The 21,524-nt window shown below is 70.8% G+C and carries 19 protein-coding genes and 1 pseudogene; 7 read left to right on the forward strand and 13 right to left on the reverse strand.

What is annotated here, in order from left to right:
• Positions 1-121: 121 nt before the first annotated feature.
• From O3X23_RS16230 to O3X23_RS16265, 8 genes are all read right to left on the reverse strand, one after another.
• Positions 122-565 carry a helix-turn-helix transcriptional regulator gene (locus O3X23_RS16230; protein ID WP_269272088.1) on the reverse strand — a complete coding sequence of 148 codons (444 nt, stop codon included), beginning with the start codon at positions 563-565 and terminating at the stop codon, positions 122-124.
• A 113-nt stretch (positions 566-678) separates the two neighbouring features.
• Positions 679-3,087 carry an excinuclease ABC subunit UvrA gene (locus O3X23_RS16235; RefSeq protein ID WP_269272089.1) on the reverse strand — a complete coding sequence of 803 codons (2,409 nt, stop codon included), beginning with the start codon at positions 3,085-3,087 and terminating at the stop codon, positions 679-681.
• A 165-nt stretch (positions 3,088-3,252) separates the two neighbouring features.
• Positions 3,253-3,609, reverse strand: coding sequence for a VOC family protein (locus O3X23_RS16240; protein ID WP_269272090.1), 357 nt, complete (start codon positions 3,607-3,609; stop codon positions 3,253-3,255).
• A gap of 164 nt (positions 3,610-3,773) precedes the next feature.
• A complete protein-coding gene (locus O3X23_RS16245; RefSeq protein ID WP_269272091.1) occupies positions 3,774-4,754 on the reverse strand; it encodes an alpha/beta fold hydrolase in 981 nt (326 codons plus the stop codon).
• 109 nt (positions 4,755-4,863) lie between these two features.
• Positions 4,864-6,057, reverse strand: a complete 1,194-nt coding sequence (locus O3X23_RS16250; RefSeq protein WP_269272092.1) for a serine hydrolase domain-containing protein — start codon at positions 6,055-6,057, stop codon at positions 4,864-4,866.
• 204 nt (positions 6,058-6,261) lie between these two features.
• Positions 6,262-6,630: a VOC family protein gene (locus tag O3X23_RS16255; protein WP_269272093.1), complete on the reverse strand. Its 369-nt coding sequence runs from the start codon at positions 6,628-6,630 to the stop codon at positions 6,262-6,264.
• Between the two features lie 158 nt (positions 6,631-6,788).
• The gene (locus tag O3X23_RS16260; RefSeq protein ID WP_269272094.1) at positions 6,789-8,651 is read right to left on the reverse strand and encodes a M1 family aminopeptidase; all 1,863 of its coding nucleotides are present in this window, start codon (positions 8,649-8,651) and stop codon (positions 6,789-6,791) included.
• A 387-nt stretch (positions 8,652-9,038) separates the two neighbouring features.
• Complete coding sequence (locus O3X23_RS16265) at positions 9,039-10,595, reverse strand: MFS transporter (RefSeq protein ID WP_269272095.1); 1,557 nt, start codon at positions 10,593-10,595, stop codon at positions 9,039-9,041.
• A 329-nt stretch (positions 10,596-10,924) separates the two neighbouring features.
• Between O3X23_RS16265 and O3X23_RS16270 the strand changes: the two genes are divergently transcribed.
• Together O3X23_RS16270 and argG are read left to right on the forward strand one after the other, a co-directional pair.
• Positions 10,925-11,401, forward strand: a complete 477-nt coding sequence (locus O3X23_RS16270; protein WP_269272096.1) for a GNAT family N-acetyltransferase — start codon at positions 10,925-10,927, stop codon at positions 11,399-11,401.
• A gap of 74 nt (positions 11,402-11,475) precedes the next feature.
• The gene (gene argG, locus O3X23_RS16275) at positions 11,476-12,921 is read left to right on the forward strand and encodes an argininosuccinate synthase (protein WP_269272097.1); all 1,446 of its coding nucleotides are present in this window, start codon (positions 11,476-11,478) and stop codon (positions 12,919-12,921) included.
• Positions 12,922-13,121: 200 nt separating this feature from the next.
• Here the strand turns inward: argG and O3X23_RS16280 are convergent, their stop codons facing one another.
• Complete coding sequence (locus O3X23_RS16280) at positions 13,122-13,772, reverse strand: TetR/AcrR family transcriptional regulator (RefSeq protein ID WP_269272098.1); 651 nt, start codon at positions 13,770-13,772, stop codon at positions 13,122-13,124.
• Between the two features lie 149 nt (positions 13,773-13,921).
• Here O3X23_RS16280 and O3X23_RS16285 point away from each other — a divergent pair, with 149 nt between their 5' ends.
• On the forward strand, positions 13,922-14,953 hold the full coding sequence (locus O3X23_RS16285) for a medium chain dehydrogenase/reductase family protein (RefSeq protein ID WP_269272099.1): 1,032 nt from the start codon (positions 13,922-13,924) through the stop codon (positions 14,951-14,953).
• Positions 14,954-15,051: 98 nt separating this feature from the next.
• Entirely contained in the window at positions 15,052-15,525 is a 474-nt protein-coding gene (locus O3X23_RS16290; RefSeq protein WP_269272100.1) for a carboxymuconolactone decarboxylase family protein, read from the forward strand.
• 90 nt (positions 15,526-15,615) lie between these two features.
• Here the strand turns inward: O3X23_RS16290 and O3X23_RS16295 are convergent, their stop codons facing one another.
• From O3X23_RS16295 to O3X23_RS16305, 3 genes and pseudogenes are all read right to left on the reverse strand, one after another.
• Positions 15,616-16,266, reverse strand: coding sequence for a DUF4232 domain-containing protein (locus O3X23_RS16295; RefSeq protein ID WP_269272101.1), 651 nt, complete (start codon positions 16,264-16,266; stop codon positions 15,616-15,618).
• Positions 16,267-16,374: 108 nt separating this feature from the next.
• Positions 16,375-16,815, reverse strand: coding sequence for a hydrolase (locus O3X23_RS16300; protein ID WP_269272102.1), 441 nt, complete (start codon positions 16,813-16,815; stop codon positions 16,375-16,377).
• 49 nt (positions 16,816-16,864) lie between these two features.
• A pseudogene (locus O3X23_RS16305) lies at positions 16,865-17,752 on the reverse strand (helix-turn-helix domain-containing protein); the annotation flags it as partial.
• Between the two features lie 138 nt (positions 17,753-17,890).
• Here O3X23_RS16305 and O3X23_RS16310 point away from each other — a divergent pair.
• Together O3X23_RS16310 and O3X23_RS16315 are read left to right on the forward strand one after the other, a co-directional pair.
• Positions 17,891-18,853 (forward strand): SMP-30/gluconolactonase/LRE family protein, encoded by a 963-nt coding sequence (locus O3X23_RS16310; RefSeq protein WP_269272103.1) that lies wholly within the window; start codon positions 17,891-17,893, stop codon positions 18,851-18,853.
• Between the two features lie 69 nt (positions 18,854-18,922).
• Complete coding sequence (locus O3X23_RS16315) at positions 18,923-19,423, forward strand: SRPBCC family protein (protein WP_269272104.1); 501 nt, start codon at positions 18,923-18,925, stop codon at positions 19,421-19,423.
• Between the two features lie 29 nt (positions 19,424-19,452).
• Here the strand turns inward: O3X23_RS16315 and O3X23_RS16320 are convergent, their stop codons facing one another.
• Positions 19,453-20,238, reverse strand: a complete 786-nt coding sequence (locus O3X23_RS16320; RefSeq protein ID WP_269272105.1) for an SDR family NAD(P)-dependent oxidoreductase — start codon at positions 20,236-20,238, stop codon at positions 19,453-19,455.
• Positions 20,239-20,636: 398 nt separating this feature from the next.
• Between O3X23_RS16320 and O3X23_RS16325 the strand changes: the two genes are divergently transcribed.
• Positions 20,637-21,395 (forward strand): endo alpha-1,4 polygalactosaminidase, encoded by a 759-nt coding sequence (locus O3X23_RS16325; RefSeq protein WP_269272258.1) that lies wholly within the window; start codon positions 20,637-20,639, stop codon positions 21,393-21,395.
• Positions 21,396-21,524: the final 129 nt, after the last annotated feature.

Here is a 21,524-nt window from a genome sequence, read left to right on the forward strand (position 1 = left end):
GACGTCCTGGCCGCCCAACGCCGAGAACGCGCCAAAGTCCGCAGCGAACGCCAACAACGCTGGGGCCGACCACGACCCAAAGCCGCCTAATCACACCCGGCCAACGTTCCTGGACAACGCACTAGCCGCCGTCCGGCGCCCCTGCTTCCCGATTCCGGATAGGCCGGGTCACCTGTTTCACCACACACGACGGCATCCCCGCCGTCGCGCTCGCCGCCTCGCGCCGATAGGTGCTGGGCGGCACCCCGACCAGCTCGGTGAACCGCGTGCTGAAGGTCCCCAAGGACGAGCAGCCGACCGCGAAGCAGACCTCGGTGACGCTGAGGTCGCCCCGCCGCAGCAGCGTCATCGCCCGCTCGATGCGCCGCGTCATCAGATAGGAGTACGGCGACTCGCCGTAGGCGAGGCGGAACTCGCGGCTGAGATGTCCCGCCGACAGGTTCACGCCGCGGGCGAGCGCCAGGACGTCCAGGGGCTGCGCGTACTCCCGGTCGATCCGGTCGCGGACGCGGCGCAGCAGCGCGAGGTCGCGCAGCCGCTGTTCCGCGGTGGGTTTGCTCGTCACATGAGCGATCGTGCCACAGACGGGGGTGCGCGCAGCGGGTCGGACGCCTGCCGGATCGAGAAGGGCGCCCCCGTACCGGCCCGGTGGGCTCCGGTACGGGGGCAGCGCGCCTCCTACGGGGTCCGCGAGGGCTGCGGTCCGGCGCCCACGTAGGCCGCCAGGTGCTCCCCGGTGAGGGTGGAGCGGTCGGCCACGAGGTCGGCGGGTGTGCCCTCGAAGACGACCGCGCCGCCGTCGTGGCCGGCGCCGGGGCCCAGGTCGACGATCCAGTCGGCGTGCGCCATGACCGCCTGGTGGTGCTCGACGACGATGACGGACTTGCCGGAGTCGACGAGGCGGTCGAGCAGGCCGAGCAACTGCTCGACGTCGGCGAGGTGCAGCCCGGTCGTCGGCTCGTCGAGGACGTAGACGCCGCCCTTCTCGGCCATGTGGGTGGCCAGCTTGAGCCGTTGCCGCTCGCCGCCGGAGAGCGTGGTCAGCGGCTGACCCAGGCTCAGGTAGCCGAGCCCGACGTCGGCGAGCCGGACGAGGACGCGGTGCGCGGCCGGGGTGTGCGCCTCGCCGGAGCCGAAGAACTCCTCGGCCTCGGCCACCGACATGGCCAGCACTTCGGCGATGTCGCGGCCGCCGAAGTGGTGTTCGAGCACCGACGCCTGGTACCGCTTGCCCTCGCACTCCTCGCAGGTGGTGGCCACGCCTGCCATCATCGCCAGGTCGGTGTAGATGACGCCCGCGCCGTTGCACGTGGGGCAGGCGCCCTCGGAGTTGGCGCTGAACAGGGCCGGCTTGACGCCGTTGGCCTTGGCGAACGCGGTGCGGATCGGGTCGAGCAGTCCGGTGTACGTCGCCGGGTTGCTGCGTCGCGAGCCGCGGATCTGGCCCTGGCCGATCGACACCACGCCTTCGCCGGCGGGGATCGACCCGTGCACGAGCGAGCTCTTGCCGGAGCCGGCGACGCCGGTGACGACGACGAGCACGCCGAGCGGGATGTCGACGTCCACGTCGCGCAGGTTGTTGGCGGTCGCGCCGCGGATCTCCAGCGTGCCGGTGGGCTTGCGCACGGTCTCCTTGAGAGCGGCGCGGTCGTCGAGATGCCGGCCGGTGATGGTGTCGCCGGCACGGAGCCCCTCGATGGTGCCCTCGAAGCAGACCGTGCCGCCGGCCGTGCCGGCGCCGGGACCGAGGTCGACGACATGGTCGGCGATCACGATCGTCTCCGGCTTGTGCTCCACGACGAGCACGGTGTTGCCCTTGTCACGCAGCCGCAGCAGCAGGTTGTTCATCCGCTGGATGTCATGGGGGTGCAGGCCCGCGGTGGGCTCGTCGAAGACGTAGGTGGTGTCGGTGAGGGAGGAGCCGAGGTGGCGGATCATCTTGACGCGCTGCGCCTCGCCGCCCGACAGGGTGCCCGCCGGCCGGTCCAGCGCGAGATAGCCGAGGCCGATCTCCACGAACGAGTCGAGGGTCTGCCGCAGCGCGGTGAGCAGGGGAGCCACCGACGGCTCGGCGAGGCCGCCGACCCACTTGGCCAGGTCGCTGATCTGCATCGAGCAGGCGTCCGCGATGCTGATCCGTTCGATCTTCGACGACCGGGCGCCCTCGCTGAGCCGGGTGCCCTCGCACTCGGGGCAGGTGCTGAACGTGACCGCCCGCTCCACGAACGCCCGGATGTGCGGTTGCAGGGCCTCCTTGTCCTTGGACAGGAACGACTTCTGGATCTTGGGGATCAGCCCTTCGTAGGTGAGGTTCACGCCCTCGACCTTCACCTTGGTCGGCTCCCGGTACAGGAAGTCCTGCATCTCCTTCTTGGTGAACTTGCGGATCGGCTTGTTCGGGTCGAGGAAACCCGACTCGGCATAGACCCGGACGGTCCAGAAGCTGTCCGACTTCCAGCCGGGGATGGTGAAGGCGCCCTCGGCGAGCGACTTGGAGTCGTCGTAGAGCTGGGTGAGGTCGATGTCGGAGACGTTGCCCCGGCCCTCGCAGCGCGTGCACATGCCGCCGGTGCGGTTGAAGGTGGCCTTGACCGCCTTCTTGGCACCCCGTTCGACGGTGATGGCACCACTGGCCCGGACCGAGGGGACGTTGAAGGCGTACGCGCTGGGCGGGCCGATGTGCGGCTTCCCGAGCCGGCTGAAGAGGATGCGCAGCATCGCGTTGGCGTCGGTGGCGGTGCCGACCGTGGAGCGGGGGTCGGCCCCCATCCGCTGCTGGTCGACGATGATCGCGGTCGTCAGCCCGTCGAGGACGTCGACCTCCGGCCGCGCCAGGGTCGGCATGAAGCCCTGTACGAAGGCGCTGTACGTCTCGTTGATCAGACGCTGCGACTCCGCGGCGATCGTGTTGAACACCAGGGAGCTCTTGCCCGAGCCGGAGACCCCGGTGAACACCGTCAGCCGTCGCTTGGGGATCTCGATGCTGACGTCCTTGAGGTTGTTCACCCGCGCGCCGTGCACGCGGATCAGGTCGTGGCTGTCGGCAACGTGTTGCGCAGGCGACTGCTTGTCGGTCCTCTTGGCCATGCTGTGCGTGTCTCCATCCGTGAGGGGGCCGCGCCCGCGGTCTCCGCCGGCGTCACCTGGCTCGCTCCGGCCGGCCGCGACCGTACGTCCGGTTCTACCGGGGCGGCGCGTTCGGGGCAATGGCCTTCCGGCCGCCGGCGTTTCAGCCCGCGGCCGGGTCGGCGCTCACTGGTCCTGGACCAGCCCGAGGACGTTGCCGTCCGCGTCGGTGAAGGTGGCCACCAGGCGGCCGCCGCCGACGTCGTGCGCCGCCTCCTTGACGGTGGCACCCGCCGCGGTCACCTCGGCCAGCTTCGCCGCGATGTCGGGCACGTGCCAGTACGCGACCGGTGAGGCCGCGTCCTGCGGCCCACCGGTCGGTACCAGCCCGATGTGCTGTCCCGCGGCCTCGAAGCCGACGTAGTAGGGAGCGTCGGTCGTCGGCTGGACGCCGAGCAGGGCGGCGTACACGGCCTTGGCCTTCGCCAGATCGGAGACGGGGTGCAGCACGGTCTTGATTCCCTGGGTGGCGGAGCCGGTCATGGTCACTCCCTGCGTTGCGGGTCATGGCGACCCGGATGTGTCCGGTACGAGGACGACCGGGAAGGCCCCGAAATCGCCTCTGACCGTCACCGTAGGTGACCCGGCCGAGCGACGCTTCTTGATTCCTGACCGGTCCGCGTGGTCCGTGTCCGGGCTCCCGGGTGTCAGGCCGGCAGGGCGGCGAGCCACTCGATGAGCAGCCGGTTGGTCTCGTCGGGGCGTTCCTGCTGGATCCAGTGGCCGCAGCCGTCGAGGAGGTGGCAGGCGAGCAGTCCGGGCAGCGTGGCGGGGAACGCCTTGATCGCATCGCTCATCCAGGTGGTGGAGGGGTCCAGGCCGCCGCCGAGGAACAGGGACGGCTGGGTGATGGGGGCGCCGTCGAAGTCCGCGAGGTCCTCCCAGTCCCGGTCCATGGTGCGGTAGCGGTTGAGCGCGCCCGTCAGACCGGTCCGCTCGAACTCCCCGGCGTACACGTCGAGGTCCTCCGCGCTGAGCCAAACGGGCCGCGGACCGGTCGGGAACCGCTCGCGGAGCGTCCCGGCGGGGGAGACGAAGTGCGGGGTCGGGGCGCCGGGCGCGGGCATGGTGTCGGCGGACAGGGCGGCGTAGAAGCCCCTGAGCCAGCCGCGCACGTCGGGCTCGATCTCGGCCTCGGCGCGACCGGGCTGCTGGAAGTAGGAGACGTAGAACTCGTCCTCCCCGCCCATCTGCGCGAAGATCTCCGTGGGCCTCGGTCCGCCGCGCGGGGCGTAGGGCACGCTGAGCAGCCCGACGGCGCGGAAGACGTCGGGCCTGACGAGGGCGGAGTCGGCCGCGATGGTCGCTCCCCAGTCGTGGCCGACGATCACGGCCGTCTGCTCGCCCAGGGCGTGCACCACGGCGGCGTTGTCCTCCACCAGGTGGAGCATCCGATAGGCGTCCGTCCCCTCGGGCCGCGACGACCGGCCGTAGCCGCGGACGTCGAGGGCGGCCGCCCGGTACCCGGCCGCGGCCAGTGCCGGCAGTTGGTGGCGCCAGGAGTACCAGCCCTCCGGGAAGCCGTGCACGAGCAGCACCAGTGGTCCCTCGCCCTGCTCCACCACGTGGATCCGGCCCGCGGGCGAGGGGACCAGCCGGTGAGTGACGTCTGCGGTCTGCTGCGGCATGAACCCCTCCCGAGTTCTCGATCCGTCCTACGACAAGATCAGGACACCAGGATGCGGAGAACGGGGCGGTCGGGGCCAGCGCTGTTGCCGGTTCGGCAACACGCGGGGCTCAGCGGGTGAACGCGGCGGTGATGACGCGCCCGACGACGCTGTTCATCTCCCGGTCCCGGGCGTTCGTGGCGTTGACCGAGTAGACGAGGGTGCGGGACAGGTCGCGGGCGGCGAGGATGGCGGTGTTGTAACCGTAGAGGCCCCCGGTCTTGCCCCAGCCCACCGTGCCGTCCCGCAAGGTGAAGCGCGTCAGGCCGGCACTGTGTTCGGCGGGCCGGTCGCTGCCGTACAGGGGGATGCCCTCCGGGACGGTGAACATCTCCGCCAGTTGCTCCGCGGGGACCACCCGGCCGCGGAAGAGCGCCGTCAGAAAGTGCTCCAGATCCGCTGTTGTCGAGATCAGGTTGCCCGTGGCCCACACATCGCTGACATTCCACAGCGTGACATCGCGCAGCTCGGTGGTGCCGTCGGGACGCCGTACGGCCTGGTAACCGTGGTTGTGCGGGCCGTTGAGGCGGGGGTCGGTTCCCGGGAACGAGGTCTGGCGCAGTGCCAGCGGCCGCAGGACGCGCCGGGCGACCTGCTCCTCGTACGAGCAGCCGGTGGTCTTCTCGATCAGCAGGCCCAGCAGTGTGTAGTTGACACCGATGTAGTGCTGCTGGGTGCCGGGGGCGAACTCCATCGGCTTGGCGGCCGAGGCCGCGACCAGCTGCCGTGGGGTGACGGTGTCGAAACGGTGCTGGTAGGCCTCGTCGAAGGTTCGGTCCTCGTGGGCTTCCGGAAGCCCACTGGTGTGGTTGAGGAGTTGGCGGACGGTGATCGGGGGATGGCCGGGCAGCAGGCCCGGCAGGTACTCCTGGATGGGTGCGCCGAGGTCGATCCGGTGCTCGGCGGCGAGTTGCAGCACCACCGCCGCGGTGAACACCTTGGTCGTGGAGCCGATGCGGAAGCGCCCCTGCTCCAACGCCTCCCGGCCGGTGCCGATCTCGGCGACACCACTGGAGCCGTGCCAGCTGCCGTCCGTGCCGGCGACCCGGACGAGCGCCGCGGTGGCGTCGGCGTCCGGCAGGCCGGCGATCGCGGCGCGCAGCGCCTCGGCGTCGGGGTGCGAGGGCGACTCCGTGGCGGAGGGAGCGGCCGATGACGGCGCGGGGGACGGGGAGGCGGCGAAGGCGGGGGAGGCGGCGAGCGAGGTGGTCACGACGGCGAGGACGAGGCAGGTGGCCAGTGCGGTGCGCGTGCGGAGGTTCATGGTGCGTCTCCAGGATCGGCGAGTCGGACGCGTGAGGTCCGAGCGATTTCCATCCTGGCGTTCACGCGGTACGGCCGGATCATCGGAGCGGATCGACCGCACCCGGGCGCTGGTGAGGGTCGGCACCTCCCGGGGTCGGGGTATCCGTCGGGGTTGTCTCCTACGGGACGCGACGGTGCGGACCGCGCGACCCGGCCCGCGACGTCACTTCGTGGTCAGGCAGAAGGGGTGCCCGGCCGGATCGAGGAGGACGCGCCAGTCCGCCTCGTTCGGCTGCGCCTCCGGTCTGGTCGCGCCCAGCGTCAGCAGCGCGGTTTCCGCCTCGTCGAGGTCGTCGACCCTGAAGTCCAGATGGCTCTGTTGCGGCACGATCTGGCCGGGCCAGCGCGGAGGCCGGTAGTCGTCGACGCGCTGGAAGCCGAAGAAGAGCCCGTCGTCGCGGGTGAGGCCGGCGAAGTCGCCATCGAAACGGGGATGTTGGGCGAGCCCGGTCGCCTGCTGGTAGAACGCGGCCAGCGCTTCGGGATCGGCGCAGTCGAGGGTGATCGCCGTCAGCGTCATCAGCGGGGGCATGGGAACTCCTCGACGGCGGTGGTGCGGTGGACGCGAACGCGTACGGCGTCACACGGTAGTGATCGGTTCCTCGCCGCGCGAGCGGATATGGCCGTCGAGGTGGCCGGTTCGCCGCGGGTGACGCGCGTTGGCGTTCCCCGCGGCGAACCGGGGTCGCATCAGCCGTCGATGCGGTGCTGGGTCCAGAACGACGTCAGGTCCGTGGCCGTGGCGGCCTGGGCGGCTGCCTTGAACTCGGCCGTGGTCGAGATTCCGTACCAGTGCGACGTGGCGTAGTCCTTGAGGAGCTTGGCCATCACGCTGTCGCCGAGGACGCGCCGCAGGTCGTGCAGGGCGCATTTGCCGTAGCCGTAGATGACGGTGGAGTACCGGGAGGAGTGGGTGTCCCAGTAGGCCATCGAGTTGGTGATCTTCTCCGCCGTCGAGGCCCACGAGACGCTGTTCCAGCAGTTCGTGCCGGTCTTGCTCTGCGCCAGGTCGGTGGCGTAGTCGGTGAACGCCTCGTCGAGCCACGGGTTGTTGTACTCGTCGTCACCGACGATGCCGTACCACCACTGGTGCCCGATCTCGTGGGTGAGAGCGGTGGTGCTGACGAGGTCGAGGACGAACCCGGGGTACTCCATCCCGCCGAACCAGAAGCTGTTGTCGATCACCGCGTCCAGTTCGCCGTACGGGTAGGCGCCGAACCGGGCCGCGTGGGCGTCCACGGCGGTCTTCGCGGTGGTGAGCATCGACTGGGAGTCGGCTGAGCTGATGCCCGACACGGAGTAGATGTTGATCGGGGTGCCGGCGGCGGAGGTACCGGAGATCTTGGTGAAGGGGCCGGCGGCCCAGGCGAACTCGCGGACCTTCGACGCGGTCGCCGTGGTGATCGTGCGCCCGCTGGAGCCGGGGGTGTCGACCGAGGCGCCGGTGGCCGGTGCCAGCAAGGTGCTCGGGTGGTCCAGGGTCACCTTGAAGTCGGAGGCCAGGGCGTAGAACGACTCGCCGTTGTTGGTGTACGGGTCCAGGTGCCAGCCGGCCCCGTCCTTGACCGCGAGGACGGGCAGGGCGTTGCCGATCATGTTGAAGGCCCCGTCGTGACCGAACCGGTCGGCGCCGCTCGGCACGCTGATGCCCAGGTCGAAGCCGATCGTGGCGGTCTGTCCCTGTGTCAGGGGCGACGGCAGGTCGATCCTGAGGGCCGTGCAGGCGACCGAGAGGGCGCCCGCGGTGCCGCCGGTGACGTTGCTGACCGTGATCGGCATGGCGGAGCAGGTGCCGTGGTAGTTGTCCCACAGCCTCAGGTACACCTCGCTGAGCGGGGTGGAGGAGGCGTTGGTGAAGGTCGCGCTCTCATGGCCGGTCCAGACGGTGCCACCGGCGTTGCTGCTCAGGCTGACGGTGTACGAGGGCGACGCCGGGGTACGGGTGGAGTCCGCGGGCGGGGTGGTATCACCGGAGGTATTGAGGGCGACGTCGTCGACGACGAAGCTCGTCTTGAGACTGGAGTCCTCCGTGCCGGTGAAGGCGACCGTCACGCTCTGGCCCGCGAACGCCGAGACGTCGAAGGACTTCTGCGCGTAGCCGGTGTTCTTGTCGAGGTTCGAGTACGTCGCCAGCGTTGTCGTGCCGACCTTCGCCGTGAGCTTGTCGTACTTGGTGGACGAGGTCGTCTCGGCGGTGTCGATGTGCAGCCAGAAGGTGAGGGTGGCGGTGCTGCATCCGGAGGGGATCGTGACGCTTTGGGAGAGCGTGTCGGTGTGCGTGGTGCCGACGCCGTTCAGCCAGGCGAAGTACGTGCCGCCGTGGGGGGCCTGGCCGGCGCGATTGGTGATCACGCTGGTCGACGACTGGCTCCAGGGCGAAGTGCCGCTCTCGAAGCTCCCGTTGGTCACTGCCTGGGCCGGTGTGCAGGCTGCGGCGGCCGGGCGAACCGTGGGGGGCGCGGCGGTCGCCGAGGTGGCGGGGAGCGAAGCGGCGGCCAGCACGGCGACGGCGAACGCGGTCGCGGTGAGGGCCTTGTGGGGGGAGGGTCTCACACGGAACTCCTTTGAGGGGGCCGGGATTCGGCCTGCTCGGTGGCCTCCCGGCCGGCTTGGGTGTGCCGGGGGAGGCCGCGGGGTGTGCGCAGAGCTGATGGATCGCTGAGAGGTGACGTGCGCCGTCCGTCCCCGGGTCGGGACGACGGCTGCGGGAAGCTTGGCAGATGTGACCAGGGCATGCCATCAGGCACGGGTAAAGTGTTGGTGCGCCCCGGCGGTTCCCGGCCGCGGCTCCACCGCGCCACAGGTCAGCGGCGGGGCGCCGACCCTCTGCGGTGCGTTCCGGGCAGGCGAAACGTCACGGCCGGCGCGAGGCCGGCCGTGACGGGTGAGCGCGGCGGCCGGGGCCGCCGCGCTCATGGAGATCTTCGGTGGTGCGGGTCCTCAGGACGGCGGCGTCGCCGCGGTCTCCGAGGCCGGAGCTGCCTCGTCCGGGTCGTGCTGCAGGCCGTGCCGCAGACCGAACACGGCGACGATCGCGGCCACCGCCATGATCCCGGACATGGAGTAGAGGACCGTACGGGTGGAGTAGGCGAAGTCCAGGCGGATGAAGGCCGGGATGGTCCCGGTGCCCGGGCCCTGGGACTGCGCGTACTTCCCGGCGAGCGCCACCGCCTGATCGTGCGGCGTGCCCTGGGCGACGAGGGAGGAGGTGATCCGTGAGCGGAACTGGGACACCTGGGTCGTGCCGAGGATGGCCAGGCCCAGGCTGGCGGCGTAGTTCCGCACGGTCTGGGTGATACCGGTCGCCTCCCCGTACGACAGGCGGGAGGCGCGGTTCACCGCGTCCGTACTGGCCGGGCCGAGCATGAACCCCATGCCGGCGCCGGACACCACCACGCACCACACCTGCGAACCGAAGTCCAGGTCGACGACCTTGCCGGCCCACCAGTAGAACCCGACGGCGGCCAGCACACACCCCAGGACCACCGGGCGCTTCGCGCCGGCCCGGTCGAGCATCCGTCCGCCGATCTGCGCGGCGACCGCGAAGCCGAGGAAGAAGTAGAGCAGGAACAGACCCGCCTGCTTCGAGGTCTCTCCCAGGGAGATCTGGGCGTACTCGCTGGCGAAGAAGAACACGGGGACGAACACCAGCATCGAGATGCCCAGCACGAGGTTCTGCACCAGGAACGGGCGGATACGGAAGATCCGCACCTGCATCAGCGGCGATTCGGTCACCCGCTCCACCAGGACGAAGACCACCAGCAGCAGGGCCCCGCCCACGATGCACAGCCAGATGCCCGGGTTGCCCCAGCCCCAGATCGGCGCCTGCTGGAAGCCGAACACGCTCAGCGCCACACCGCTCGCGATGAGCGCCAGCCCGCGGTAGTCCATGGGCGCCGGACGGTGCTCGGTCTGCGGGCGGGAGAGCAGGATCAGCCAGAGGGCGATCAGCGCCACCGGAATGTTGACCCAGAAGATCGCCCGCCAGGTCCACTCGGTCAGGTAACCGCCCAGGATCGGCCCGATGGCGGTCAGACCGCCGGCGATGCCGAAGAACAACGCGAGCGCGCGCCCGCGTTCACGCAGCGGGAACGTCTGTACGACGATCGCGAGCGCGGCGGGGAACATGATCGCGCCACCCGCGCCCTGCAGGGCCCGGAAGGCGACGATCCACGCCTGGGCGGCTCCACCCTTGGGAGTGAGCCCGCACATGGCCGACGCGCCGGCGAAGACGATCACGCCGATCAGCACCATCTTGCGATGGCCCACGGTGTCCGCCAGCCGGCCGCCGAAGGCGAACAGCGCCGCCAGGGAGAGCAGGTAGGCGTTGACGGCCCACTGCACTCCAGTGCTGCTCAGCCCCAGTTCGCTCTGGATCTCGGGCACCGCGATGGACACGATCGTCTGGTCGATGAACGTCATCGCCACGGCGAAAATCATCGCGGTGAGAACGAGGTTCTTGCTTCTGCCGCCGCTCGCGGCACCGGAGACAACCATGATCACTCCTCGGCTCGAGTACCCATTGTGTGGTTTCCTCCCGAGTCGTGCCTGGGGAGAGCTCCGGTCGCCCGGGGGAGTGTCTTCACATAGGCGTCGTCCGCCCGGAGGGCGGGGCAGACCCCGTCGGCCAGACGGGGATGTGAAGACACGACCTAGGGCGCCGGGCGGGTGGCGCACCGATGCCATCGCGCTGTACGGGCGGCTCGGTTTCACCGTTACCGGATCCCGGGACGGGCGGGATGATCTGATGTGCCTGCGGCGTCTCCTGCGAGAGGCAGGGCCGCGCCGCTCATGAGACCGCCGGCGATCACCTTCCGGAGCCCCCGATGCATGTCACGCTACGAGAAGTTCACGACAGCGACCTGACGGTCTTCTTCGCCCACACGAGCGATCCCGAGGGGGTGCGGATGGCGGCGTTCACGGCCGAGGACCCGGCGGACCGCGCCGGCTTCGACGCCCACTGGACGCGGATCCGCGACGATCCCGCGAACATCACGCGCACCGTCGTCGGCGAGGACGGGGACGTCATCGGTCATGCGGCCGTGTACGGCCCTCCCGGGGAACGCGAGGTCACCTACTGGATCGGGCGTGAGTACTGGGGCCGCGGAGCGGCTACCGCCGCGTTGCGGGAGCTGCTCGGCGAGGTGGCGACCCGTCCGCTCCACGCCCGCGCGGCCGCGGACAACGCCGGCTCCATCCGGGTCCTCGAGAAGTGCGGATTCGTGGTGACGGGCGGGGAGCGGGGTTTCGCGAACGCGCGCGGCGAGGAGATCGACGAGGTGGTCCTCCGGCTGCCCGCCTGAGGCCGGGACCCCTGCGTGCACCGGGCACCCACCCTCTTCTTGCATGACCATGCGCGATTGTGCATAATCTTCCTATGTCTAAGGTCCTCACCTCCCTCCCCGCCGGCGAGCGCGTCGGCATCGCCTTCTCGGGCGGCCTCGATACCTCGGTAGCGGTCGCGTGGATGCGCGACAGGGGCGCCGTCCCCTGCACCTACACCGCCGACATCGGCCAGTACGACGAGCCCGACATCGCTTCGGTGCCCGGTCGTGCGAAGACCTACGGCGCCGAGCTCGCGCGTCTGGTCGACTGCCGTGCCGCGCTGGTCGAGGAGGGCCTGGCCGCGCTGACCTGCGGGGCGTTTCACATCCGCTCGGGCGGGCGTGCCTACTTCAACACCACCCCGCTCGGCCGCGCGGTCACCGGCACGCTCCTGGTCCGGGCGATGCTCGACGACAACGTGCAGATCTGGGGCGACGGCTCGACCTTCAAGGGCAACGACATCGAGCGGTTCTACCGCTACGGCCTGCTCGCCAACCCGCACTTGCGGATCTACAAGCCCTGGCTGGACGCGGACTTCGTGACCGAGCTCGGCGGCCGCAAGGAGATGTCGGAGTGGCTGGTCGCGCATGACCTGCCCTACCGCGACAGCACGGAGAAGGCATACTCCACCGACGCCAACATCTGGGGCGCCACCCACGAGGCCAAGACCCTCGAGCACCTGGACACCGGCGTGGAGACCGTCGAGCCGATCATGGGCGTGCGGTTCTGGGACCCCTCCGTCGAGATCGTCACCGAGGACGTGACGATCGGCTTCGACCAGGGCCGCCCGGTGACCATCAACGGCAAGGAGTACAGCTCCCCCGTCGACCTGGTCATGGAGGCGAACGCCATCGGCGGCCGGCACGGCCTGGGCATGTCCGACCAGATCGAGAACCGCATCATCGAGGCGAAGAGCCGCGGCATCTACGAGGCGCCCGGCATGGCCCTGCTGCACGCGGCGTACGAGCGCCTCGTCAACGCCATCCACAACGAGGACACCGTCGCCCAGTACCACAACGAGGGACGGCGCCTCGGCCGGCTGATGTACGAAGGCCGTTGGCTGGACCCGCAGGCGCTGATGGTCCGCGAATCGCTGCAGCGCTGGGTCGGCGCGGCCGTCACCGGCGAGGTGACGCTGCGGCTGCGGCGCGGTGAGGACTACTCGATCCTCAACACCGCAGGCCCGGCGTTCAGTTACCACCCGGACAAGCTGTCCATGGAGCGCACCGAGGACTCGGCGTTCGGCCCGGTGGACCGGATCGGCCAGCTCACCATGCGCAACCTCGACATCGCCGACTCGCGCGCCAAGCTGGAGCAGTACGCCGCGCTGGGCCTGATCGGCACCGCGAACCCCGCCATCGGCGCCGCCCAGGCGGCCGCGACCGGGCTGATCGGCAGCATGCCGGAGGGCGGCGCCGAGGCGATCGCCTCCCGCGGCGACGTCTCCGACGACGACCAGATGCTGGACCGCGCCGCGATGGAGTTCGGCACGGACTAGCCGGTCCCGCCGGGCGCGGACCCGGCACATCGAAGGAGAGCGGTACCGAACGGGCCGGTCGGGCGCCAGGAGCGCCGGACCGGCCCGTTCGGTTGTGACGCCCCTGTTGCCTGCTCTGCGCGGCCGGGGCCCCCGGGCCGGCCGCCGGCGCTTGTGCCGCAACCGCGACCACCGGTCTGAAGCGACCCGCGGAAGCGGGATCAGCCGGACAGCAGATCGTCCAGTTCGGCCCCGTAGAGCAGGGCGGGGTCGAAGCCCATGCCGGTGAAGTGGCCGGCGAGTTCGAGGGACAGGACGCCGTGCAGCCGGGTCCAGAACGTCAGGGCGCGGTGGAGGGCGGCGGCGGGGGCGGGGTGACCGTCGGCCCACTGCCGGTGGTCTTCGAGATGGGTGTCGAACGCGGTCGCGGAGCCGCCCGGGGGCAGCGCGTCGCAGGCGTCGAGCAGGGTCGCCATCGTCGCGGACGCGATCGCGGTGACGTCGTCGGGCGCGTGGTAGCCGGGCACGGGTGTGCCGTAGACGAGGAAGTACCGCTGGGGGTCGTCCACGGCCCACGTGCGCAGTGCGTGCGCCAGGGTGGCGACGTCGGGGCCGGTCGTGGAGGCCGCGCGGAGGGTGTCGGCGAGGCTGCGGTACGCGTCCCTGATGAGCTCGGTGATCAGCTCGTCGCGGCCGGCGAAGTAGCGGTAGAGCGCCGGCCCGCTCATGCCGATCCGCTTGGCGATCGCGTTGAGGGAGAGCGCGGTCGCGCCGGACGCGGCGATCTGGTCCCATGCGTGCTTCTTGATGTCCGCACGCACCTGGGCGCGGTAGCGCTCGCGCGGGGTCGTCGTCGTACCCGTTTCCGTCATGCCTGCCACCGTCCGCACTGTCTGGGTTACACGTTCACCATTTAGTTAGAACCTATCACGCAAGCTCTTGACGCTCGCGGTTGTTTTGCGTTACAACTTCTAACGAACGCGAATGCACATAACGGTGAAGCAGCGCAGTGGAGGTCGTCATGAACGCCGAAGGACTCGTCGAAGTGGTTCTGCCGGGCAAGGTGGAGCCGGAGGGCCTGCAGATCCGGCACGGAGCCGTTCCCTCCGTGGGTCCCGGCCAGCTGCTGGTCCGGATGGAGGCCACCGGGGTCTCCTTCGCCGAGCAGCAGATGCGCCGCGGCCGCTACTACGACCAGCCCGCGTTCCCCTTCGTGCCCGGTTACGACCTGGTCGGCACCGTCCTGGAGACCGGCGAGGGTGTCGAACCGGGCCTGGCCGGCACTCGGGTGGCCGCCCTGGTCAAGGTCGGCGGCTGGGCCAGCCACGTACTCATCGACGCGGCCGACGCCGTACCGGTGCCCGACGGGATTGACGCGGCGCAGGCCGAGACGGTCGTGGTCAACGGCATCACCGCCTGGCAGATGCTGCACCGCACGGCGCGCGTCCGCTCCGGCCAGACCATCGTGGTCCACGGCGCCAACGGCGGCGTCGGCTCGGTCCTGGTCCAACTCGCCCACGCCGCGGGCGTGAAGGTGATCGGCACCGCCTCCGCGCGCCACCACGACGCCCTGCGCGAGCGCGGCGTCGCCCCCGTCGACTACCGCACCCAGGACGTGGCCGCGCGGATCCGCGAACTCGCGCCCGCCGGAGTGGACGCCGTCTTCGACCACGTCGGCGGCCGCAGCGCGGTCGACTCGTGGAGCCTTCTCGCGCCCGGCGGCACGCTCGTCTGCTACGGCAGCGCCTCCACCCGTGACGACGAGGGGTCCAAGCAGTTGCCCGTGCTGAAGCTGCTCGGCCGGGTATGGCTGTGGAACGCGCTGCCCAACCGCCGCCGCGCCTACTTCTTCAACGTGTGGGCGGGGCGGGCCCTGGCCAAGAACCGGTTCCGGACGCGGCTGCGCGCCGACCTGACCCAGGTCTTCGGCGCTCTCCAGCGGGGCGACATCACGCCTCAGATCGCCGCCCGACTGCCGCTCGCCCAGGTCGCCGAAGCGATGCGCCTGGCCGAATCCGGAACGGTCGCCGGAAAGATCGTCCTGCACCCGTAGGCCGTGACGCAGGTCACCTTCGCTCCTGTCACATCTCGTCGAGCTGATCCGTCAGAGAGGTGTAACCAGCACGGCAGCAACGGCAATAGGAGTGCATCATGGAAGCTCGCTCGAACCTCTACGGCAATCCGCTGGCGGCCAAGTTCTTCAAGTACATCAACTCGGCGGGCAAGGCGATCTCGGACTCGACGCTGCCGGCCGCGACGCAGGAGCTGGTGAAGATCCGCGCCAGTCAGATCAACGGCTGCGGTTTCTGCACCGACATGCACACCAAGGACGCCACGCACGCGGGTGAGACCCCGACGCGGCTCAACCTGGTCGCGGTCTGGAGGGAGGCCAAGGTGTTCACCGATGCCGAGCGCGCCGCTCTGGAACTGACGGAGCAGGGCACCCGCATCGCGGACGCGGCCGGAGGCGTGGCGGACGACGCCTGGGCGAATGCCGCCAAGCACTTCGACGAGGACCAGCTCTCGGCCCTCGTCTGCCTCATCGCCCTCATCAACGCCTACAACCGCGTGAACGTCCTCATCCAGCAGCCCGCCGGGGACTATCAGCCCGGCCAGTTCGGCTGATCGGACCGGCGCGGCCGGGGTCCTTCGCGGACCCCGGCCACGTCATGGTGGACGCGCACGATCGGCGGGTCCACCGCGGCGCCCCCGCGCTCACAGGCTGAGCGCGTCTTCCGCGTTGTTCATCCACGTGGTCACGGAGTTCTTGTCGGGTGAGACGTACAGGTCGGGGGTCGGGGCCTTGAGCGGCGTCTGTGCCAGATCCGACTCGGTGTCCATGGTCATGGCGATCGTGTTGACGGTCTTGCCCTTGCCGTCCTTGAGGCCGCCCATGAGCCCGGCGTAGGCCGACTTGCCTGGTTCGAGCCTGATCGCGTGTTCGATGCTCGGGGCCGCGCCCCGCTTCGCGGCCTGGCCGTCCAGAGCGCCGAACGTCACGCTGGGGTGGCCCAGTGCCGTGCACGCCTTGGTGCCCTTGTTGGTGACCTTCAGCAGGTAGCTGCTGGTCGTGGGCTCCGCCAGGGTCGCGGTGAACTTCACGTCGTAGGTGCTGCAAGGGAAGACGTCGTAGTCGGGGTCGGACGACGATCCGCCGCTGCCGCCGGACGAGCCCTTGCCGGGAGACGCGGCGGGCTTCGCCGGCTTGGACGGCGTCGCGGACGTGCTCGGGCCGGAGGGCTTCGCCGGGCTCGCGGTGGGCCCGTCGGTCCCGCCCCCCGCGTGGTCGTCGGCGGGCCCGCACGCGGTCAGGGCCAGTGCGGATACGGCGGCGAGGACGACGGCGGCTCTGCGGACGGTGCTCATGTGGTGTTCCCCCCGATGAGAAGCGCGCGAGCGCGCTTGGCTGAGAACAACCGTCCCGCAGAATCTTCACAGGTTGGTGACAGTGCGTCGCCGACTCGATCACGATCGTCAGGGGCGGTACGCGGCAGCCACCGACTTGGCCCCGATCAGGACGCGGTACCGCTCGCGGGCCGCGAAGTCGGCCAGGCTCCAGACGGCCGGGCGTCCCACTTCCGCGCACAGGTGCAGGACCGCGTCGTCATCGATCCAGACGCCGACGTGGGCGCCGTAGGGGTCTTCGCTCCTGTTGAACAGCAGCAGGTCGAGCGGCTCGGCGGTTTCGACGCGCACGGTGGCCGCCGTGTCCTCCCACAGGTCGCTGGAGCGCAGCGCCGGCGGAGTCAGGCCGAAGTGGCGGAGTACTCCGTACGCGAACAACTGGCAGTTGGCGCCCGCCGCGAGGTCGGGGCGGCGGGCCACGGCCGCCGACCCGGGGAAGCGGGAGCCCACGTAGGGAACGGTCCGAAGGTGCGGCGGACGCCGGGGGAGGAGCGGTCCGATGCTGCTCATCTCGGTCGGGTGGGCATGCGCGGGCGGGCTGCGTCACCGTTGGAAGCGCCGTGTCCGGCCCGGTCCCGGGAGCTCTCCGCCCCGGGGCCGCGGTGGCCTGGGCGAGGAGTCCCAGGGCGGCCTGGGAGGGCGAGCCGGGGGCGGCGGTGACCATGACCAGGGACTGTTCGGGATCGGACGCCCCGGTCAGGGTCTGCTGCCTGATCGTCAGGGAACCGACCAGCGGATGGCGCAGTTCGTACTCGGCACTGTCGCAGGCCCGCACCCGGTGGTCGGCCCACATGCTCGCGAACTCGCTGCTCCGGGTGGCCAGTTCGCCGATGAGTGAGGTGAGTCGGGCGTCCTGCAGATAGCGTCCCGCGACGAGCCGCAGGTTTCCGACCACGGCACGGGCCTTCGCGGGCCAGTCGACGTACAGCTCGCGGGTGTGGGCGTCCAGGAAGACCAGCCGCGCCATGTTCGGACGGTCGGCGGGGCGGTCGGGACCGGTCGGGTCCGTGTGCCCGGCCAGCAGCGCGTGCCCCAACGTGTTCCAGGCCAGCACGTCGCTGCGCCGCCCGGTCACCACGACGGGTACTTCGCCCAGGGCGCGCACCAGATCACGGACGGCCGGGGCGAGTCGCTCGGCCGGGGGGCGGCGGACCGTGCTGCGGTGGCGGCAGCACGTGCCGAGGTCGCGCAGGTGCAGCCGCTCCGTCTCCTCCAGGCGCAGCGCGCCGGCGATCGCGTCCAGCACCTCCACGGACGCGTGGCAGGAGGCCCCCTGCTCCAGGCGCGTGTAGTAGGAGGCGCTGACGCCCGCCAGAAGGGCCAGCTCCTCACGCCGCAGCCCGGGAACCCGTCGGCGGTCCCCGTAGGTCGGCAGTCCGACGTCCTGCGGGCGCAGCTGCGCCCGCCGCGCCTGCAGAAAGGTGCCGAGCTGTCCGTGTGCGTCCATGGCCACGAGTATGCGCGGCGACGGCGTCCGTTGCCTGCCCCCGCCAGGGATAGGCAGAGCCGGGGCTGGTTGCCCAGGACCGGCCGCGCCCACTGTGGGGACCGCACCGCGACACCGTCCACGACGCAGGGAAGAAACGTGTCAGAGAAGTTCGCAAGGAATGTACTGCTGGCCACCCTCACGGCGGCCTCCCTCACCGTCGGCTGGCCCGGCTCGGCAACGGCTGCCGCGCCACCGCTGTCCCACCCGCACATCACTCAGCATTTCGCCCTGGCCGGCGGTCAGATGCCGGAGAACATCGTCCGGGAACCCAACGGCAGTCTCGACCTGTCCTTCTCCGCCGCTCGTCAGATAGCCCAGGTCACCCGTGGTGGAGCGATCCGTGTGCTGGCCACCCTGCCCGCACCGGCCGACGGCGGCGTGCACACGCCGGCCCTCGGGTTCCCCCTGGTCACCGGCCTGGTGAGGGCCGACGACGGCACGTTGTACTTCCTGTATGCCACGGGTACCAGCGACCTCACAGGCGTCTGGCGGCTCGCCCCGGGGGGAACCCCGGAGCGGATCGCCGCGCTGCCGGCCGACGGTCTGCCCAACGGGCTGGCCCTGGACGGACGCCGGCTCTACGTCACCGATTCGGTCCGCGGAGTCATCTGGCGCGTACCGGTCGGCGGCGGCGCCGCGACGGTGTGGGCGAGCGGCGACGAGCTGGCGTCGAACGGGTTCATCGGCGCCAACGGCCTGAAGGTGCACAACGGTGCCGTCTGGGCGTCCAACCTGGACAAGGGCACCGTCGTCCGGTTCCCGCTGCGGCGGAACGGCGCCGCGGGTCCTGCCGAGATCGTGGCCGACCAGCTGCCGGGCATCGACGACTTCGCGTTCACCGGGCACGGCGACCGGATTCTGGCGGCCCTCAACCCGACGAACGAGGTCGCCCTCGTGGAGCCCGACGGTACCCACACCATCGTGCTCAGCGCTCGGGACGGCCTGCAGAACCCCACGGCCCTCGCCGTGCACGGGGACACCGTGTACGTGACCTCGGCGGCCTATCTCACCCAGCAGGACCCCAACCTGCTCACCGCGCGCATCCGGCCGCACTGCTGACGGACCAGCACCACCGGGGCCCGGCGATCGCCGGGCCCCGCCACCCGCCCCACCCCTCAGGGAGAGCCTGTGAGCAGCACCGTTCCGGACCAGGACACCTTCGAGCACCTCGACCCCGCGGACTTCCGCTTCAGCCGGAAGGCGTGGCTCGCCGCCCAGCCCTCGGAGGTCTACGGCCTGGTGAGCGACGTGGGGATGATCAGCACCTGGAGTTCGAACGTGAGTGACATCCGCTATGACGACGGCGCCGGTCCCCGGGCCGGCGCCTGGTTCGGCGGGCGGAACCGGCGGGGCGATCGGGAGTGGGCCAGCCGTTCGCAGGTCGTGCAGGCCGAGCCCGGTGACACGTTCGCCTTCGTCGTGGACGGGCTCGTCAGGTGGCGCTGGACCTTCAGCCCGCTCGGCACGGGCACCGTGGCGGAGCAGTCCTGGCAGTTGCTGGGTCTGGATCCGGTGCTGGGCACCACGCGCGCGGAGTTGGACGCGCTGCTCGCGCACATGGCGGACAGCGTGGAGAGCACGCTGGTCTCCCTGAGCCGCTGGGTCGCCGAGAACGGCGCCGGGCGCTAGACCCCGCCGGGGTGGTGCGTCGAGGCCGTTCACTCCCCGCTCAGGGCGCGGCGCAGGCCCAACTGGCCGATGAGGATGCCCCCGTCGACGGGGAGGGTCACGCCGGTGATCCAGGCGGCGTCGGAGGACGCCAGGAACGCCACCGCGGCCGCGATGTCGTCGGGCAGACCGACTCTGCCGAGCGGGTAGAGCGCGGACACGGCCCGCAGGTCGACCTCGCGCCCCGCCCAGGCATCGGTGTGGACGGTACCGGGGGCGACCAGGTTCACGCGGACGCCGCGGGCGGCCGCGTGGCCGGCGAGAGTGCGGGTGAGGCTGGCCAGGCCTGCCTTGGCCGCGCTGTAGGCGTGGTTGCCGAAGTCCTGCTCGCCGTTGACCGAGCCGATGCTGACGATCGCCCCTCGCCGGTCGGGGGCGGCCGCGAGGTGGGGGAGGGCCGCGCGGGCGCAGCGGTAGGCGCCGGTGAGGGTGATGTCGAGGTCCCGCTGCCAGACCTCGTCCGTCCCGTCCTCGAAGAGCGGGGTGTCCGGATGGCAGGCGTAGGCGTTGTTGACGAGTACGTCCAGGGTGCCGAAGCACTCCACCGCGTAGGCGACGGCGGCCTCGACCGCGGTGCGGTCGGCCACGTCGCAGGGCAGGGCCTCGGCCGTGCCCCCGGACTTCCGGATGCCGGCCGCCACTGTCTCGGCGGGGTCCCCGTCCAGGTCGGTGATCAGGACCTGTGCGCCTTCGCCGGCCAGCCGGCGGGCGGTGGCCGCGCCGATGCCGCGGCCCGCGCCGGTGATCAGTACGCCGTATCCCTCGAAGCGTCTCATGGGCGGCTGATTACCCGTCCGGCGCGGGGATCGAACTGCGGCGGAGGTGCGGAAGCCGAACGACCCCGGGCGCGCGGGGTGGCCCGCCGACGGACAGCTTTCCCTGCGTGCCTGCTCGGCAACGCTTTGTATCCGGTCTTTCCGCGCACGTTTGAACTCTTGACATGGCCAATTCTGCTCGATTTACTTCCGGGCAACGCCGGAACGGAGTATTCGGCGCCAGAGGTACGCCTAGCCGGTAGTCGGCCCACGAGCCGAGAGCCCGGACAAAGTCGCCAGGATCGCTGTCAGCGTCCGAGGCGGGGACGTACCCTCCCATCATCTGGAGCCCGATGATGCGCATCACCAGCCTTCCTTCTCGTTGGTACCTCGCCGCGCTCACAGCCGCGGCCGCCGCGATGATCACTCCACTGCTGGCGGCTCCCGAAGCCATCGGCGCGCCCGCCGCGGTGTCCCTGCCGCCGACCCACGCGGGATTCGACTACCAGATCGGCCAGGCCTACACCCCGCCGGCCGGGGTACGGGTCGTCACCCGTGACCACGAGGCGTCCCCGGCGGCCGGGCTGTACAACATCTGCTACGTCAACGCCTTTCAGGTCCAGCCCGGCGCGGAAGGCCAGTGGGACGCCGACCTGCTGCTGCGGGACAGCGGCGGCAAGGTCGTCTACGACGACGGCTGGGGCGAGGCGCTGCTCGACCTGAGGACCGCCGACAAGCGGCAGCGGGTCGCCGCGAAGGTCGGCGGCTGGATCGACGGCTGTGCGAACAAGGGCTTCCAGGGCGTCGAGCCCGACAACTACGACAGCTACACCCGCTCCAAGGGGCTGCTGAGCGCCGGCGCGGCCAAGTCCTACATCACCCTGCTGGCCGCGCGCTCCCACGCGCGGGGGCTGGCGATCGCGCAGAAGAACACCTCCGAACTGGCGGGCGCCCGCACCCAGACCGGACTGGACTTCGCCGTCGCCGAGGAGTGCGGCGCCTACTCCGAGTGCGGCGACTACACGGCCTCCTTCGGCAGCAACGTGATCGTCATCGAGTACACGAAGAAGGGCCTGAGCAAGGCCTGCGCCGGCTGGGGCGGTCAGTTGAGCATCGTGCGCCGCGACGTGAACGTCTCACCCGCCGGCAGCAGCGGATACGTCCGCCAGACCTGCTGACCCACGGCTGAGCACGGCATGCGGCCCGTCACGGACGGGCCGCGTGCCGCTGCCGCCGCCCGGTCGGACAGCCGACCCCTCAACCGGCCCTCCGGCTGCCCCGCCCCCCCCCCCGCTCGCCCCCAGGCG

It is taken from the genome of Streptomyces sp. H39-S7, assembly GCF_027158205.1.
Classification (GTDB): domain Bacteria; phylum Actinomycetota; class Actinomycetes; order Streptomycetales; family Streptomycetaceae; genus Actinacidiphila.

What these genes read in the sequence shown, in the direction of transcription:
- O3X23_RS16270 (WP_269272096.1), top strand. Translation starts at nt 10,925, where the DNA reads ATGCATGTCACGCTACGAGAAGTTCACGACAGCGACCTGACGGTCTTC.
- O3X23_RS16245 (WP_269272091.1), bottom strand. Translation starts at nt 4,754, where the DNA reads ATGCCGCAGCAGACCGCAGACGTCACTCACCGGCTGGTCCCCTCGCCC.
- O3X23_RS16285 (WP_269272099.1), top strand. Translation starts at nt 13,922, where the DNA reads ATGAACGCCGAAGGACTCGTCGAAGTGGTTCTGCCGGGCAAGGTGGAG.
- O3X23_RS16325 (WP_269272258.1), top strand. Translation starts at nt 20,637, where the DNA reads ATGATCACTCCACTGCTGGCGGCTCCCGAAGCCATCGGCGCGCCCGCC.
- O3X23_RS16265 (WP_269272095.1), bottom strand. Translation starts at nt 10,595, where the DNA reads ATGGTTGTCTCCGGTGCCGCGAGCGGCGGCAGAAGCAAGAACCTCGTT.
- O3X23_RS16240 (WP_269272090.1), bottom strand. Translation starts at nt 3,609, where the DNA reads ATGACCGGCTCCGCCACCCAGGGAATCAAGACCGTGCTGCACCCCGTC.
- O3X23_RS16235 (WP_269272089.1), bottom strand. Translation starts at nt 3,087, where the DNA reads ATGGCCAAGAGGACCGACAAGCAGTCGCCTGCGCAACACGTTGCCGAC.
- O3X23_RS16290 (WP_269272100.1), top strand. Translation starts at nt 15,052, where the DNA reads ATGGAAGCTCGCTCGAACCTCTACGGCAATCCGCTGGCGGCCAAGTTC.
- O3X23_RS16280 (WP_269272098.1), bottom strand. Translation starts at nt 13,772, where the DNA reads ATGACGGAAACGGGTACGACGACGACCCCGCGCGAGCGCTACCGCGCC.
- O3X23_RS16300 (WP_269272102.1), bottom strand. Translation starts at nt 16,815, where the DNA reads ATGAGCAGCATCGGACCGCTCCTCCCCCGGCGTCCGCCGCACCTTCGG.
- argG (WP_269272097.1), top strand. Translation starts at nt 11,476, where the DNA reads ATGTCTAAGGTCCTCACCTCCCTCCCCGCCGGCGAGCGCGTCGGCATC.
- O3X23_RS16320 (WP_269272105.1), bottom strand. Translation starts at nt 20,238, where the DNA reads ATGAGACGCTTCGAGGGATACGGCGTACTGATCACCGGCGCGGGCCGC.
- O3X23_RS16255 (WP_269272093.1), bottom strand. Translation starts at nt 6,630, where the DNA reads ATGCCCCCGCTGATGACGCTGACGGCGATCACCCTCGACTGCGCCGAT.
- O3X23_RS16295 (WP_269272101.1), bottom strand. Translation starts at nt 16,266, where the DNA reads ATGAGCACCGTCCGCAGAGCCGCCGTCGTCCTCGCCGCCGTATCCGCA.
- O3X23_RS16250 (WP_269272092.1), bottom strand. Translation starts at nt 6,057, where the DNA reads ATGAACCTCCGCACGCGCACCGCACTGGCCACCTGCCTCGTCCTCGCC.